This window comes from Klebsiella sp. CN_Kp066 (genome assembly GCF_040065135.1).
Taxonomy (GTDB): Bacteria; Pseudomonadota; Gammaproteobacteria; order Enterobacterales; family Enterobacteriaceae; genus Klebsiella; species Klebsiella oxytoca.
This window is the reverse complement of sequence record NZ_JBEAIU010000058.1, coordinates 36,551-52,302: the sequence shown is the minus strand read 5'-3', so window position 1 is coordinate 52,302 and position 15,752 is coordinate 36,551. Positions and strand designations below refer to the sequence as shown.

General features: G+C 57.5%; 16 protein-coding genes and 1 riboswitch. Of the genes, 5 read left to right on the top strand and 11 right to left on the bottom strand.

The window, feature by feature from the left end:
* Nucleotides 1-9: 9 nt before the first annotated feature.
* The 6 genes from ABLV75_RS25720 to moaA all read right to left on the bottom strand — a co-directional run bounded on the left by ABLV75_RS25720 (nt 10) and on the right by moaA (nt 3,469).
* Nucleotides 10-714 (bottom strand): Bax inhibitor-1/YccA family protein, encoded by a 705-nt coding sequence (locus ABLV75_RS25720; protein ID WP_004100449.1) that lies wholly within the window; start codon nt 712-714, stop codon nt 10-12.
* 44 nt (nt 715-758) lie between these two features.
* Entirely contained in the window at nt 759-1,211 is a 453-nt protein-coding gene (gene moaE, locus ABLV75_RS25715; protein ID WP_004100447.1) for a molybdopterin synthase catalytic subunit MoaE, read from the bottom strand.
* A gap of 1 nt (nt 1,212) precedes the next feature.
* Entirely contained in the window at nt 1,213-1,461 is a 249-nt protein-coding gene (gene moaD / locus ABLV75_RS25710; RefSeq protein ID WP_004100442.1) for a molybdopterin synthase sulfur carrier subunit, read from the bottom strand.
* A complete protein-coding gene (gene moaC, locus ABLV75_RS25705; protein WP_004100440.1) occupies nt 1,454-1,942 on the bottom strand; it encodes a cyclic pyranopterin monophosphate synthase MoaC in 489 nt (162 codons plus the stop codon). The genes moaD and moaC overlap by 8 nt, the downstream gene beginning before the upstream one ends.
* A gap of 3 nt (nt 1,943-1,945) precedes the next feature.
* Nucleotides 1,946-2,458: a molybdenum cofactor biosynthesis protein B gene (gene moaB / locus ABLV75_RS25700; RefSeq protein ID WP_004100439.1), complete on the bottom strand. Its 513-nt coding sequence runs from the start codon at nt 2,456-2,458 to the stop codon at nt 1,946-1,948.
* Between the two features lie 21 nt (nt 2,459-2,479).
* Nucleotides 2,480-3,469, bottom strand: coding sequence for a GTP 3',8-cyclase MoaA (moaA, locus tag ABLV75_RS25695; RefSeq protein ID WP_004111553.1), 990 nt, complete (start codon nt 3,467-3,469; stop codon nt 2,480-2,482).
* Nucleotides 3,457-3,595, bottom strand: a riboswitch (molybdenum cofactor riboswitch). Its footprint overlaps the gene before it by 13 nt.
* 365 nt (nt 3,596-3,960) lie before the next feature.
* Here moaA and yvcK point away from each other — a divergent pair.
* The 4 genes from yvcK (at nt 3,961) to pmrB (ending at nt 8,390) form a co-directional block, all read left to right on the top strand.
* A complete protein-coding gene (gene yvcK / locus ABLV75_RS25690; RefSeq protein WP_004100435.1) occupies nt 3,961-4,866 on the top strand; it encodes a uridine diphosphate-N-acetylglucosamine-binding protein YvcK in 906 nt (301 codons plus the stop codon).
* Between the two features lie 110 nt (nt 4,867-4,976).
* Nucleotides 4,977-6,620 (top strand): phosphoethanolamine transferase EptA, encoded by a 1,644-nt coding sequence (gene eptA, locus ABLV75_RS25685; protein WP_017146305.1) that lies wholly within the window; start codon nt 4,977-4,979, stop codon nt 6,618-6,620.
* Nucleotides 6,617-7,288: a two-component system response regulator PmrA gene (gene pmrA, locus ABLV75_RS25680; RefSeq protein ID WP_004100425.1), complete on the top strand. Its 672-nt coding sequence runs from the start codon at nt 6,617-6,619 to the stop codon at nt 7,286-7,288. The genes eptA and pmrA overlap by 4 nt, the downstream gene beginning before the upstream one ends.
* A 4-nt stretch (nt 7,289-7,292) precedes the next feature.
* Nucleotides 7,293-8,390, top strand: a complete 1,098-nt coding sequence (gene pmrB, locus ABLV75_RS25675; RefSeq protein WP_004111547.1) for a two-component system sensor histidine kinase PmrB — start codon at nt 7,293-7,295, stop codon at nt 8,388-8,390.
* A 310-nt stretch (nt 8,391-8,700) separates the two neighbouring features.
* Here the strand turns inward: pmrB and uvrB are convergent, their stop codons facing one another.
* Nucleotides 8,701-10,716 carry an excinuclease ABC subunit UvrB gene (uvrB, locus tag ABLV75_RS25670; RefSeq protein ID WP_004111544.1) on the bottom strand — a complete coding sequence of 672 codons (2,016 nt, stop codon included), beginning with the start codon at nt 10,714-10,716 and terminating at the stop codon, nt 8,701-8,703.
* Between the two features lie 711 nt (nt 10,717-11,427).
* Here uvrB and ABLV75_RS25665 point away from each other — a divergent pair.
* Nucleotides 11,428-12,150 (top strand): ATP-binding cassette domain-containing protein, encoded by a 723-nt coding sequence (locus ABLV75_RS25665; RefSeq protein ID WP_004100417.1) that lies wholly within the window; start codon nt 11,428-11,430, stop codon nt 12,148-12,150.
* Here ABLV75_RS25665 and bioD read toward each other — a convergent pair.
* Genes bioD through bioB form a run of 4 tightly spaced genes read right to left on the bottom strand, consistent with a single transcriptional unit; the run spans nt 12,092 to nt 15,740 of the window.
* Complete coding sequence (gene bioD / locus ABLV75_RS25660; protein WP_017146307.1) at nt 12,092-12,814, bottom strand: dethiobiotin synthase; 723 nt, start codon at nt 12,812-12,814, stop codon at nt 12,092-12,094. The genes ABLV75_RS25665 and bioD overlap by 59 nt on opposite strands.
* Entirely contained in the window at nt 12,807-13,562 is a 756-nt protein-coding gene (gene bioC / locus ABLV75_RS25655) for a malonyl-ACP O-methyltransferase BioC (protein WP_049094978.1), read from the bottom strand. The genes bioD and bioC overlap by 8 nt, the downstream gene beginning before the upstream one ends.
* Nucleotides 13,546-14,703 carry an 8-amino-7-oxononanoate synthase gene (gene bioF / locus ABLV75_RS25650; protein ID WP_265782466.1) on the bottom strand — a complete coding sequence of 386 codons (1,158 nt, stop codon included), beginning with the start codon at nt 14,701-14,703 and terminating at the stop codon, nt 13,546-13,548. The genes bioC and bioF overlap by 17 nt, the downstream gene beginning before the upstream one ends.
* Nucleotides 14,700-15,740 carry a biotin synthase BioB gene (gene bioB / locus ABLV75_RS25645; protein ID WP_004100409.1) on the bottom strand — a complete coding sequence of 347 codons (1,041 nt, stop codon included), beginning with the start codon at nt 15,738-15,740 and terminating at the stop codon, nt 14,700-14,702. The genes bioF and bioB overlap by 4 nt, the downstream gene beginning before the upstream one ends.
* Nucleotides 15,741-15,752: the final 12 nt, after the last annotated feature.

The following is a 15,752-nucleotide window of genomic DNA, read 5'->3' as shown; positions in this document are numbered from 1 at the left end:
GGGAACGAATTAACGACGGTTGCCGAAAATGCGCAGCAGCATCAGGAATAGGTTGATAAAGTCCAGATACAGCGTCAGAGCCCCGAGAATCGAGTATTTGCGCAGCGTCGACGTATCGCGAACGTCAATCTGCTCGCCGATATTTTTCAGCTTCTGGGTGTCATAGGCGGTCAGGCCGACGAATACGATCACCCCGATGTAGGTCACCGCCCACATCAGCGCTTCACTCTTGAGCCAGAAGTTAACCAGCGACGCCAGCACGATACCGATGAGCGCCATAAACAGCATATTGCCGAAGCCGCTCAGATCGCGTTTAGTGGTATAGCCGTAAAGGCTCATCACGCCAAACATCCCGCCGGCAACCACGAAGGTACTGGCGATCGATGAGTAGGTATAGACGAGGAATATACTGGATAAGGTGAGTCCGGTTAGCGCCGAATAGAGCATAAACAGGGTCGTCGCCATACCGGCGCTGAGGCGCTGCACCATGCCCGAGAGCACGAACACCAACCCCAACTGGGCGATAATTAGCCCAAAAAAGGTAATTTTGCTGGAAAAAACAAACATCATCACCGCCGGGGTGTTAGCGGCAAACCACGCGATAAACGCCGTGAGCAGCAGCCCGACCGTCATCCAGCCGTATACCTGCGCCATATAAGTTTGTAGCCCGCTGCGCCCCTGGACGATGGTACCGGAACGAGGATATCTGTCCATGACTGTCTCCTGATTAACGAAATTTATCTTCTAAGCGTACCACACTACCAGCGTTCTGCCGCCTTGCGGTCGCTATCTCGCGCATCCACCCAGCGCTCGCCTTCCGGCGTCGCCTCGCGCTTCCAGAACGGCGCGCGGGTCTTCAGGTAATCCATAATAAACTCTCCCGCCGCAAACGCGCTGCCGCGATGGGCGCTGGTGACGCCGACAAAGACAATCTCTTCCCCGGGCCACATTTCGCCGATACGATGAATCACCGTCACCCGGCCCAGCGGCCAGCGCTCGCGCGCCTGTTCCACGATCTCCGCCAGCGATTTTTCCGTCATTCCCGGATAGTGCTCAAGGGTCAGCGCTTTGACGCTGTCGCCAAGGTTGTGGTTGCGGACTTTACCGGTGAACGTCACCACCGCGCCGTCTTCATCGCGCTCGGCCAGCCAGGGATATTCCTCGCCGACTTTAAAGCGGTCATGGCTGACAATAATACGCGTCTGCGTCATATTAGCCCCCGGTAACCGGCGGGAAAAATGCCACTTCATCCCCGGGCGCCAGCGGATGATCAAAGGTCGTCAGCGTCTGATTTACCGCCGCCAGCAGTTTGCCCTCTTCCAGCGCCAGCGCCCAGCGGTCGCCGCGGGCGATGAGCTGCTGGCGAACGGCTTCAACCGTGGTCAGCCCGTTCGGTTCGAGAGTCAGGGAGTCGGTGCCGAGCAGTTCGCGCACCTGGGCAAAAAAAAGAACTTTAATCATGGCTAGCTTCCACTCTGAAATCGCCGGACTTACCGCCGCTTTTCGCCAGCAGGCGCACCGGGCCAATCACCATATCTTTCTGCACCGCCTTGCACATATCGTAAATGGTCAGCGCGGCAACGGAAGCGGCGGTCAGAGCTTCCATCTCGACGCCGGTTTTACCGGTCAAACGGCACAGGGATTCGATACGCACCCGGTTGTGCTCGGGCTGCGCCTGCAGATTCACTTCGACTTTGCTCAGCATCAGCGGATGACAAAGCGGGATCAGCTCCCAGGTGCGTTTGGCCGCCTGAATCCCGGCGATACGCGCGGTGGCGAAGACGTCGCCTTTGTGATGACTGCCGTCGATAATCATCGCCAGCGTCGTCGCCTGCATTTCAACATAGGCCTCGGCGCGCGCCTCGCGAACCGTCTCCGCTTTCCCTGAGACATCGACCATGTGCGCTTCGCCGGCGGCGTTAATATGGGTCAGCTGTGACATAAACTACTTCTTAAGATGAGAGATAAAGTTGCAAGGGCGCGTGCGCGCATCGAGCTGCGGCGCAATGATATTGTCCCATGCGGTACGACAGGCCTTGGTTGAACCAGGCATGGCAAAAATCAGCGTGCGGTTGGCTACCCCGGCAACGGCGCGGGATTGCAGGGTCGAGGTGCCAATCTCCTCAAAGGAGAGCATGCGGAATACCTCACCGAAGCCTTCCACCTCGCGGTCAAACAGCGGCAGCAGCGCTTCCGGCGCCTGGTCGCCGTCGGTAAAGCCGGTACCGCCGGTAATCAGCACCACCTGCACCTCATCGCCGGCAATCCACGCCGATACCTGGGCGCGAATGGCGTAGCGGTTCTCTTTAACAATCGCCTTATCGACGATGACGTGCCCCGCCTCCTGGGCGGCATCGCGCAGCCAGTGGCCGGAGGTGTCGTCCTCTTCGCCGCGTCGGCTGGAAACGGTGAGAATAGCAATACGGGTCGGGATAAACTCAGCGCTGGCCTGACTCATTAGATCGCTCCTTAAAATGCATTATCCGCCAATATACGACAGGTTCTGGGTAATACCGGTGTTGCCCTGATGCAGGAAATGGGTCTGTTTTTTATGGGTTAACGCTTCGGAAATCCGCGCTTCGAGCGCCGGCTGCTGCTGCTCATCGGCAAGCAGATCGCGCAGATCGACGCCGCCTTCGCCAAACAGGCACAGGTGCAGTTTTCCTACGGAAGAGACGCGCAGACGGTTGCAGGTGGCGCAGAAGTCTTTTTCATAAGGCATGATCAGGCCGATTTCCCCGGCATAGTCGGGGTGGCAAAACACCTGCGCCGGACCATCGCTACGCTGGCGGATCTGATGGATCCAGCCGCGGCGCAGCAATTCATCACGCAGCACCATGCCGGATATATGATGGCGGCGGAACAGTTCACTGCCTTCGCCGGTTTCCATCAATTCGATAAAACGTAGCTGAATGCGGCGCGGCTGGATCCACGCGAGAAAGGTATCAAGCTGATGATGGTTAACATCGCGCATCAGCACGGTATTGACCTTCACTTTTTCGAAGCCAGCGGCAAATGCGGCATCGATGCCGTCCATCACCTGACGAAATTTGTCCTGGCCGGTTATAGCATGAAACTGACGGGCGTCGAGGCTATCCACGCTGACGTTAATCGCCGTCAGTCCGGCATCGCGCCAGCTTTCAACATCCCGCGCCAGCCGGTAGCCGTTAGTGGTGACCGCAATCTGGCGAATAGAGGGGTTTTCCCGCACGGCGGCGATGATGTCGGTAAAATCGCGTCGCAGAGAGGGTTCACCGCCGGTCAGGCGCACCTTTTCGGTTCCCAGAGCGGAGAAAGCCCGCGTGACGCGACGCACTTCATCGACGCTGAGAAAGCCTTTATTGGTGACGGCGCCGGGCTTATAGCCATCGGGGAGACAGTAGGTGCAACGAAAGTTGCATACGTCGGTAATCGACAAACGCAGATAGTAAAACTTCCGCGCAAATGCATCGGTAAGCTGTGAAGCCATAGACACCTTTCCAAATACGGGAGACGCGGTCATTTCTTTTCGCGCCCTGGTGGCAACCGAAGTTGTCACGGCCAAAGCACCATATCTTTCGACACAGGCACAGAGGCTAGAGTGTTAGTGGGTTACGCCGAATAGTAGCGCGGAAACCATGGTTATGCCATACCCACATTTCGTTATGTAACGATGTATATAACGGATTTATCTCGCTTTTTTACGACTAAGCGTGTGAGAAAGCAGCGTAATTTATCCCTCCCTTCTTTGCCTTCGGGCGGTAACAGACCCGTTGAGTATTTTATTTTTCCCGCGTAGTAGGTTATCTGGAGCGCAAAAGCTCTAAAAATATCACCCTGGCAATCGGCGGGAATTCACCAGTACGCTGATATTCTCGCCATTGCCACGCTAAAATATCCTTCATACCTGGAGAGAACGGACATCGTTTTTTAAGGTGAAATCAGTTACTGTGAGCCCGATTAATTGAGATAAGGATTTTTATGCGCAATCGTACTTTCGCCGATCTTGATCGCGTTGTGGCTCTCGGCGGCGGACACGGGCTGGGACGGGTAATGTCATCACTTTCTTCGCTGGGTTCGCGCCTGACGGGCATTGTGACTACAACCGATAACGGCGGATCAACAGGACGTATTCGCCGCGCGGAAGGCGGCATCGCCTGGGGCGATATGCGCAACTGTATTAATCAGTTAATTGCTGAACCCAGCGTGGCCTCGGCGATGTTTGAATACCGTTTTAGCGGTAACGGCGAACTTTCCGGGCATAACCTCGGAAACCTGATGCTTAAGGCCCTCGATCATCTGAGCGTTCGGCCGCTTGAAGCGATCAATTTGATCCGCAATTTACTGAAGGTCGATGCGTTTCTGATCCCGATGTCGGAACAGCCGGTCGATCTGATGGCTATCGATCAGGACGGGCACGAAATTTACGGCGAAGTCAATATCGATCAGTTGGCCTGCGTACCGCGCGAGCTTATGCTCTCCCCGCCGGTGCCCACAACCCGGGAGGCGCTAGAAGCTATCGCCGAAGCCGATTTAATCCTCATTGGCCCCGGCAGTTTCTATACCAGCCTGATGCCGATTCTGCTGCTTGATGAACTGGCGCAAGCGCTGCGCCGCACGCCCGCGCCAATGGTATTTATCGATAACCTCGGCAAAGAGCATAGCCCGGCGGCCAGCCTGACGCTGGCCGACAGGGTCGCCATTATGGAGCAACAAATCGGCAAACGAGTAATTGACGCGCTGGTTGTCGGCCCGAAAGCCGATACCGCAGGGGTTGAACAGCGGGTCATCATTCAGACGCCGCTGGACGCCAGCGATGTGCCCTATCGCCACGATCGGCAGCTATTACGCAACGCGCTGGAACAGGCCATTCAGGCGTTAGGTTAATCCTCAAGCGGCTTAATTGTGGCGGCAAAAGCTGGCTGGCTTAAAATCTTAAGGTTGTCTTAAAAAAGAATCGGCAGGATAGCGAACATCTCTTCATGTGGACGTTCGCTATGTCGTTATTTTCTTTACGTCGGCCGGTACTCAGCCGTACGGCCTATTTGCTTCTGTTCGCCTGCTATATCGGCCTCGCGCTGAATCTTGCTTTCTATCGCCAGGCATTTACCCTGCTGCCGGTTAACGGTCTGCATAACTGGCTGGTATTCCTCAGTATGCCGATAGTGGCCATCAGCGTGATGAATATCATCACCACTCTCGCCTCGTTCCTGAAGCTCGACCGCCTCGTGGTTAGCCTGTTTATTTTGCTCAGCGCCTCGGCCCAGTATTTTATCTGGACCTTCGGGGTGGTTATCGATCGGGCGATGATTACCAATATTTTCGATACCACGCCCGCGGAGAGCTTTGCGCTGCTCTCCGGGAAAATGGTGCTGATACTGGGGCTTTCCGGCATTCTGGCCGTCGTCGCGGCATGGTGGATCAAAATTCGCAAACCGCAGACGCTTTGGCGCAGTCTTGCCGTACGGCTGGTGAGCATCGCGGTTTCAGCGCTGCTGATTATTCTGGTCGCCGCCCTCTTCTATAAAGATTACGCTTCGCTGTTTCGCAACAACAAAGAGCTGGTAAAGTCCCTGAGCCCGTCAAACAGCATTGTGGCGGTGAATTCATGGTATGCGCATAACAGAATGGACAATCTTCCGCTGGTCAAAATTGGCGAAGACGCCGTTCAGAAGCCGCAGATGCGCAGCGGACCGCGGAAAAATCTGACCATTGTAGTGTTAGGTGAAACTTCGCGGGCGGCCAACTTCTCCCTGAACGGCTACTCTCGCGAGACCAACCCGCGTCTGAAGCAGGATAACGTGATCTATTTCGCTAATACGACTTCCTGCGGCACCGCTACCGCGGTTTCCGTCCCCTGCATGTTCTCTAATATGCCGCGCGCCCACTATGATGAAGAGCTGGCGCATCATCAGGAAGGCGTGCTGGATATCCTGCAACGGGCGGGAATTAAAGTGCAGTGGAATGACAACGACGGCGGCTGTAAAGGGGCCTGCGACCGGGTGCCGCACGAAAACGTCACCGATCTTAAGCTGAGCGGCCAGTGCATCGACGGCGAGTGCTACGACGAAGTGCTGTTCCATAATCTGGATAGCTATATCGATAATCTACAGCAGGACGGGATTATCGTTCTGCATACCATCGGCAGCCACGGGCCGACCTACTACAATCGCTATCCGGCGCAGTTTAAACAGTTTACGCCGACCTGCGATACCAATGAGATCCAGAGCTGCACCCAGCAACAGCTCACTAATACCTACGACAACACGATTTTGTATGTCGATTATGTGGTCGACAAAGCGATAAAATTACTGCAGTCGAAGCAGGATAAATTTACCACCAGCCTGGTATATCTCTCGGATCACGGAGAGTCGCTTGGCGAGGATGGGGTGTATTTGCACGGGCTGCCGTGGTCCATTGCGCCGGATACGCAAAAACATGTGCCCATGCTGCTGTGGTTGTCAGCGGATTATCAACAGCGCTATGGGGTCTCCAGCCAGTGTTTGCAGCAAAAAGCGAAAACCCAAACGTATTCGCAGGATAACCTTTTCTCCACCCTGCTCGGTCTGCTCGGGGTCAGCACTCACGAGTACCAGGCAACAGACGATATTTTAACGCCATGTAGAGAGGCAGGCCGATGAAAATTTTAGTCATTGAAGACGATGCGCTCCTGTTACAAGGATTAATTCTGGCGATGCAAAGCGAGGGCTACGTGTGCGACGGCGTCTCTACCGCCCACGAAGCCGCGCTCTCGCTGGCCAGCAACCACTACAGTCTGGTGGTGCTTGACCTCGGGCTGCCCGATGAGGACGGCCTGCACTTTCTGGCGCGCATGCGGCGAGAGAAGTTTAGCCAGCCGGTGCTGATCCTCACCGCCCGCGATACCGTTGATGAACGTATTAGCGGCCTGGATACCGGCGCGGATGACTATCTGGTTAAACCCTTCGCTCTTGAAGAGCTTAACGCGCGCATCCGCGCCCTGCTGCGTCGCCACAACAATCAGGGCGATAACGAGCTGACTATCGGTAACCTGCGCCTGAACGTCACCCGGCGGCTGGTCTGGCTCGGCGAACAGTCCCTGGATCTAACCCCGAAAGAGTACGCGCTGCTCTCCCGCCTGATGATGAAGGCGGGCAGTCCGGTACACCGCGAAATTCTTTATAACGATATCTACAGCTGGGACAACGAACCGGCCACTAATACGCTGGAAGTGCATATCCATAATTTACGCGATAAGGTGGGTAAATCGCGGATCCGCACCGTCCGCGGCTTCGGCTATATGCTGGTCGATAATGCAGGAGCCGAATAACGCTATGGCTCTGTTTGTCAGTAAAAACTGGACCATGCGCCATCGGCTGCTGCTGACCATTGGCGCGATACTGGCGGTTTGCCAGCTCATCAGCGTGTTCTGGCTGTGGCATGAAAGCCAGGAACAGATTCAGCTGCTGGTGGCCAGCGCCATCGAAGGTCATAATAATCAGAAGCATATTGAGCATGAGGTTCGTGAAGCGGTAGCCAGTCTGCTGATCCCGAGCCTGCTGATTATCGGCCTGGCGCTCTATATCTCCCTGCTGGCGGTGAAAAAAATCACCAGGCCGCTATCCCGCCTCCAGCAGGAACTTGAAAGCCGTACCCCGGACAACCTGCGGCCTATCGCCCTGCAAGAGTCGGTGCCCGAAGTCACCGCGGTCACTACCGCGATTAATCAGCTGGTCTCCCGCCTTAACTTAACGCTCGATCGCGAGCGCCTGTTTACCGCCGACGTCGCCCATGAGCTGCGCACGCCCCTGGCCGGATTGCGTCTGCATCTGGAGCTGCTGGCGAAAGTGCATGGCGTTAGCGTCGCCCCGCTGATCCAGCGCCTCGATCAGATGACCAACAGCATTAATCAACTGCTTCAGCTGGCGCGGGTCGGCCAGTCTTTCTCCGCCGGCAGCTATCAGCAGGTCAGGCTGAAGGAAGATGTGATCGAGCCGCTGCGCAGCGAACTGGAGACGATGCTGGAACAGCGTCAGCAAAAGCTGGTGGTCAGCGACAAAGAGGGTGAAGCGATAGTGTCAGGTGACGCCACGCTGGTGCAGGTGATTTTACGCAATCTGGTAGAAAACGCGCATCGTTACAGCCCGACGGGTTCGACGATTAAAGTGTCGATAGCCCCCGGCTCCACGCCGGTTCTGGCGGTAGAAGATGAAGGTCCGGGCATTGATGAGGCCAAAAGCGGTGAATTGAGCAAAGCGTTCGTCCGCATGGACAGCCGCTACGGTGGTATCGGGCTCGGGTTAAGCATCGTCACCCGCATCGCCCAGCTGCACGACGCCCAGTTCTTTTTACATAACCGTCAGCCCGGGCCCGGCGTTCGCGCGTGGGTGCTTTTTCCCGACACGGTCCGTCAGAACGTCAGCACCCATTGATGAAAAAAGGCAACGACGATAACAAAAGCGCAGGTGACTGCCAGATATTCGCGGAAGGTTAATTTTTGCATGGCGCTATCCTCAGTAGATTGAGGATAGTTTCGCCAAACAATATTAAGCCAACATTAAGCATCACGGAAAATCGCGACAGAGGGGCAATAAATAGACAAAACGTGTTGCGCCTCGTTTTGGCTCATGCGCTCGCTTTTCTCTCGGGTGGCGGCTAACGCCTTACCCGCCCCACGAAAAACACCGCCCGTCCCCCCTGAAGCACCGGTAAAGCCCGGGCGATATTTATCTGGCAACTCCGCTACGAAGCGGCGATAAACAGATCGCGCAGCTGATGAAGCTGGTCGCGAATTTGCGCCGCCTCTTCGAACTCCAGATTCTGCGCGTGCTGCATCATCTGCGCTTCCAGCTCGTGGATCTTCTGCTGCAGCGCCTTCGGCGTGAGCGCCACGACATCCGCCTCAACCGGCGAGCGAGACTTGCCGCGCCCCTTAGTTTTCGTTTTGGCAATATTCTGACCGAGCGCCAGAATGTCGACCACTTTCTTATTCAGCCCCTGCGGAACAATACCGTGCTCTTCGTTATAGGCCTGCTGCTTCTCGCGGCGACGTTCGGTTTCACCGATCGCTTTCGCCATTGACGGCGTAATTTTATCGCCATAGAGAATCGCTTTACCGTTGATGTTGCGCGCCGCGCGGCCAATGGTCTGAATCAGCGAGCGTTCAGAGCGCAGGAAGCCTTCTTTATCGGCGTCCAGGATCGCCACCAGCGAGACTTCCGGCATATCCAGACCTTCACGCAGGAGGTTGATCCCTACCAGCACGTCAAACTCGCCGAGGCGCAGATCGCGGATAATCTCCATACGCTCGACGGTATCGATATCCGAATGCAGATAGCGCACCCGCTCGCCGTGCTCTTCCAGATATTCGGTTAAGTCTTCCGCCATCCGTTTGGTCAGCGTGGTGACCAATACGCGCTCGTTGATCGCGGTACGCAGGCGAATTTCCGACAGCAGGTCGTCGACCTGAGTGGCTACCGGGCGCACTTCGATGACCGGATCCAGTAGCCCGGTCGGGCGGACAACCTGGTCGACGACTTCGTCGCCGGATTTATCCAGCTCATAGGCGCCCGGCGTTGCCGAAACGTAGATCGTTTGCGGCGCCAGGGCCTCAAACTCTTCAAACTTCATCGGACGGTTATCCAGCGCGGACGGCAGACGGAAACCGTACTCCACCAGCGTCTCTTTACGCGCCCGGTCCCCGCGATACATGCCGCCGATTTGCGGAATCGTGACGTGGGATTCATCAATCACCAGCAGACCATCCGCCGGCAGGTAGTCGAACAGCGTGGGCGGCGGCTCGCCCGGCCCGCGCCCTGACAGATAACGCGAGTAGTTTTCAATCCCCGAGCAGTAGCCTAGCTCGTTCATCATTTCGAGATCGAACTGGGTACGCTGGCTGAGGCGCTGCTCTTCCAGCAGCTTATTGTTTTCCAGCAGCACCTTACGCCGCTCCGCCAGCTCGGTTTTGATCTCTTCCATCGCCTGGACAATACGTTCGCGCGGAGTGACGTAGTGGGTTTTCGGGTAGACGGTAAAGCGCGGGATCGTCGACTCGATGTGGCCGGTGAGCGGGTCGAACAGCGACAGGCGCTCGACTTCTTCATCGAACAGTTCTACGCGCAGCGCGACGTCGTCAGACTCCGCCGGGAAGATATCGATCACCTCGCCGCGCACGCGGAAGGTACCCCGCTGGAAGGCCTGATCGTTGCGGGTATACTGCAGTTCAGCCAGGCGGCGCAAAATGGCGCGCTGGTCGATGATCATGCCGACCGTCAGGTGCAGCATCATCTTCAGATAGAGGTCCGGATCGCCGAGACCGTAGATGGCGGAGACCGAGGCAACCACCACCACGTCACGACGCTCCAGCAGCGCTTTGGTTGCCGACAGACGCATCTGTTCAATATGTTCGTTTACCGAAGCATCTTTCTCGATGAAGGTGTCCGAGCTTGGCACATAGGCTTCCGGCTGATAGTAGTCGTAGTACGAGACGAAATACTCCACCGCGTTCTCCGGGAAGAACTCTTTCATCTCGCCGTATAGCTGCGCCGCCAGCGTTTTGTTCGGCGCCAGCACCATCGTCGGGCGCTGCAGGTCGGCAATGACGTTGGCGATGGTAAAAGTTTTACCTGAGCCGGTCACCCCGAGCAGCGTTTGATGCGCCAGGCCATCTTCCAGCCCCTCTTCCAGGCGACGAATGGCTTCCGGCTGGTCGCCGGAGGGACGGAAAGCAGAATGCAGCTTGAACGGTTTACTCATCTATCAGGACCTGAAGAAGGGTTGAACGGCAGGTCTTTAATTCTACTCGCCAGCACAGCTTTTGCCAATAAAAAATACTGGATATAAAAACAGTATCCTATTATCGTATCCGGGCGAATCAGCCCTTTTTGCCGTCAGAATAGACGAATAAATAGCGCTTTTGCGCATAATCCACCACTCTGTGGGGTTATCCCCAGAAAGTATTGACATTTAACATTTGTCAAGCGAGTGGATGAATGTTTTATGGCAGCCGGTGACACTTTTCTTACAGGCATTGCTTTTATTTAAGCATTTGAAATTTAATGAAATTTAATAAAAGACGGGTTTCGCGTCAATTCGCCCGCAGGCCGCGTAGTCTCTAGCTTACCGCAAGTTTTCTAACTCTAATACACAAGGTTATCCACAGGAATAGTGGATAACTGTCTGCAGCCCCTGACCCAAGCCACCCGAACAAAACCGAGCGGACCGGCAAAACCCGCTGCGAAAAAAATTTATTGAATTTTTTTTGCTGTTTATCGGCAAAGATTAGCTGGATTTTTTATTATTTTTTGCACCACATTCCAGCGCGCGGGCACCGGGAAAGTGCAAGCGCCGTCCGCTTTCTGACGCCGCCGCCTGCATTCAACGGCAAAAACCGAGAGTTCTTTTTCCTGGCAAGAGATTTGCAGCATCTTCTCGTCGCCTGATATCTCAGGAAAGGAGAAAACGTCTATGTTGAGTCTACGTGCCGTGAATCACTATTACGGAAGCCAGCACACGCTATGGAATGTTGACCTTGAACTCTGGCCGGGGAAATGCACCTGCGTGATGGGGCGTCAGGGCATGGGTAAAACCACGCTGGTTAACTGTATTACCGGGCATCTGCCGGTCGCCAGCGGCAGTATGACCTGGCAGGACGCGGGGGCGGCTCCTTATGACCTGATGCCGCTCTCCGCCCAGTCGCGCAGCGCTATCGGCATAGGCTACGTCCCGCAGGATAAACGTATTTTTTCGCAGCTAAGCGTTGAGGAAAATCTGCATATAGCCCTTGCTGCGGGCGGCGAATCCGCATCGGGCATGGCCGGAGAGATTTATGAGCTATTTCCGGAGCTTTACGCGCTGCGCCAAAGTAAAGGGATTACCCTGACCGCCGACGACCAGTACCAGCTCGCGCTGGCGAGGGCGTTGATAACCCGCCCGCGCCTGCTGATCCTCGACGAACCCTCACGCGGCGGCGGCCCGCGCTTTTTGCACAAGCTCGGGGATTTACTGGTACGGTTGAACCGCGATATTGGCCTGACGGTGCTGATCGCCGAACAACACCTGCCGTTTATCCGTCGGGTGGCGGATCGTTTCTGTCTCCTGCACTGCGGACGCAGCGTGGCCCAGGGCGACGTTATGCAGTTGGATGCGCCGCTGCTGGCAAAATGGATGACGCCGGATCCAGCGCGCTGAGATCGAGATACTGGCCGAGATCCTCGCGCTGCTGCGCATTCGCCAGCCACGGAATTTCTCCAAGCAGCGGCGCGGGCAGTACGCGCTCTAGCGTTGCCAGATATTCAGAGTGACGCTTGCCCGGCGGCTGGATATCGTTGGCGATCCATCCCGCCAGCGGCAGTCCGGCCTGCTGCACCGCCTGAGCGGTCAGCATCGCGTGGTTGATGCACCCCAGCTTGACCCCGACGACGAGAATCACCGGTAGCCGCTCCGCCTGTACCCAATCGGCAAAGGTCAGCGTTTCTGACAGCGGCGTAAACCAGCCCCCCGCCCCTTCCACCAGTACCCAATCAGACCATTCCTCCAGTTCGCGCAGACCCGCAGAGATCGCGGCGGCGTCAATCGGCCTCCCTTCATCGGCGCTAATGATATGCGGCGAGGTCGGCTCGGCAAAGGTAAAGGGATTAACCTGTTCGTAGCGCAGCACCGCGCGGCTATTGCGCTGCAGGGCCAACGCATCTTCATTGCGCAATCCCTGCGCCGTATGGTCGCTGCCGGAGGCCACCGGTTTATAGCCCGCGCTATGAAATCCCGCGCGGTTAGCCGCCTGCAGCAGCGCGCAGCTGGCGACGGTTTTCCCCACTTCGGTGTCGGTACCGGTAACGAAAAAACGTTTAATCACGTTCGATGACTCCTGTAAAAAGTTGGTACGTCAGCGGACTTTGTCCCTGCTGCTGCGGCCAGGCGAGCTGAAGCTGCCGCAGCTTACCGCGGCTGAGCGGCGCAGGGCTGCGTCCGTGGTGCAGATGGGTAGCGCCGATGCCTTTCAGCGAGCGCATCGCGCTGAGCGCATCGGTAAACGGCAGCGTAATGGCATGGACGCGGCCGGTCGCGCGGCGACCGGCCAGCGCATCACGCACCGCCTGCTCGCTGAGAAAACGGTTGGCGTGCGGCTGCTCATCGATAGCGCGCCAGGCCTGGTTCAGCTCCGGCAAAGAGCCCGCCAGTAGGGTGCTGAACGCCACGCGTCCGCCGGGCCGCACCACCCGGGAAAGTTCGTCAAGGGCGGTGACGAGGTTGTCGCACCACTGCACCGCCAGGTTGCTCCACGCCAGGTCGACGCAGCCGTCCGCCAGCGGCAGCGCTTCGATATCGCCTTCGACGTAGCGATGCGCGCAGCCGCCGCGGCGGGCTTCAGCCAGCATGTCGACGGAAAGGTCCAGCGCCGTCACCCGACTCCCCGCATCAAGCCAGAAGCGGCTCATGCTACCGGGACCGCAGCCCGCGTCCAGCACCTCGGGGAAGGTTTTAATATCGAGCTGCGCCAGCAGCAGAGAGGCGCTACGCCGCTGTAATTCGTCATGCCGGGCGTACTGTCCCGCCGCGCGGCCAAACGCCGCCGCTACCGCGCGTTTATTCACCACCGTCATGCAGTACCTCCAGCAGCCGAGCAATATCGGCGGAATCGTGCGCAGCGGTCAACGTCAGGCGCAGGCGGGCGCTACCGACGGGAACCGTCGGCGGGCGGATTGCCGTCGCCCAGCAGCCGCGCTCGCGTAGACAGGCTGCCAGCCGCAGCGCGCGAGCGTTATCGCCGACGATCAGCGGCTGAATCGCGCTGTCAGAATGGGTCAGTTCGCCGGAATAATGGGTCATTTCGCGGCGAAAATCTGCAATATGGCCAGCCAGCTTTTCCCGCCGCTGCCGGCCATCGTCGCTACGTATCACCCCCAGCGCGGCGCTGAGCGCCACTGCCTGCGCCGGGGGCATGGCGGTGCTGTAAATGAGATGGCGGGCAAACTGCAGCAGATAATCCGCCAGCGCTTCGCTACAGAGGACCGCCGCCCCGCTGACGCCAAACGCTTTACCGAAGGTGACGATCAGCAAATCCGGATGAACCTGCTGGCTATAACAGCTGCCGCGCCCCTCTTCGCCGAGCGCGCCGATACCGTGCGCGTCGTCAACCAGCAGAAGCGCCCCGGCCTCCCGCGACGCTTGCTGAACCTCCGCCAGCGGCGCGCTATCGCCGTCCATGCTAAAAATGCCTTCAGTCACCACCAGCTGCTGACCGGATAGCGGTTTCGCCAGCAGCTCCCGCAGATGTCGGGAGTCATTGTGCTGAAAACGCCGCAGCTGCGCCGGGCTAAGGCTGGCGGCTTCCAGCAACGAGGCGTGGCTGAGACGATCGGCGACAATCCGATCCTCTTTGCCCGCGAGAGCGGCAATCACCGCCTGATTCGCGGCAAAGCCGGAAATAAACAGCAGCGCGCGCGGATAGCCCAGCCAGTCGGCCAGCTGGTCTTCCAGCACGTGGTGCGCCTCGCTGTAGCCGCTGACGTGGCCGGAACCGCCGCTGCCGACGCCGTAGCGCTCCGCGCCCTGCTGCCAGGCCTTGACGATCGTTGGATGCTGACTGAGGCCCAGATAATCGTTGCTGGAAAAATTGAGCCAACGCAGCCCTTCACGAATAAGCCAGCGTCCTGCGCCCTGGGTCACCGGCAGGCGACGGCGCAACGCATCCGCCGCCTGCCGCTCCGCCAGCGCTTGTTCGATACGGTGCTGCCAGCTCATAGCGCCGCCGCGTTGTAATATTCCTCGGTATCCGGGTTCATCAACGCCTGCTCCAGGCGCTGCTGTTGGGCGTTATCGCCTTCCAGCACCGCGGTCTGCTGCGGGTTGATCCCCAGCTTGCGGAACAGCCGCAGGTCTTTATCCTCTTCCGGGTTTGGCGTGGTCAGCAGCTTGCAGCCGTAGAAAATCGAGTTCGCCCCGGCCATAAAGCACATCGCCTGGGTCTGTTCGTTCATCTGTTCGCGACCGGCGGAAAGGCGCACGTGCGAGGTCGGCATCATGATGCGCGCAATGGCGATAGTACGAATAAAATCAAAGGCATCAACGTCGTCATTATCCGCCAGCGGCGTGCCTTTGACCTTTACCAGCATATTAATCGGCACGCTTTCCGGCGGCGTCGGCAGATTGGCCAACTGCAGCAGCAGCCCGGCACGGTCTTTGACCGTTTCCCCGAGCCCGACAATACCGCCGGAGCACACTTTAATTCCGGCATCGCGCACTTTGTCGAGGGTATCGAGGCGCTCCTGATAAGTGCGGGTGGTAATAATATTGCCGTAGAACTCCGGCGAGGTATCGAGGTTGTGGTTGTAGTAATCCAGGCCGGCGCCTGCCAGACGCTGCGCCTGGCTCTCGTTCAGCGTGCCAAGCGTCATACATGCCTCCAGCCCCAGCGCTTTCACCCCTTTTACCATCTGCTCAAGATACGGCATATCGCGATCGTTCGGGTTCTTCCACGCCGCGCCCATACAGAAGCGGGTTGAACCGGCTTGTTTCGCCTGCCGCGCCGACTCCAGCACCTGCTCAACCTCCATCAGGCGTTCGGATTCAAGGCCGGTTTTATAGCGCGCGCTTTGCGGGCAGTATTTGCAATCTTCCGGGCAGGCGCCGGTCTTAATCGACAGCAGCGTGCTGACCTGAACCTGGCGCGGGTCGAAGTGTTGACGGTGGACCTGCTGCGCTTCAAACAGCAGATCCAGAAATGGTTTATTAAATAACTCAGTGACTTGCGACATTGTCCAACGTGGGTGGTGAGCCATTAGCCTCTCCAA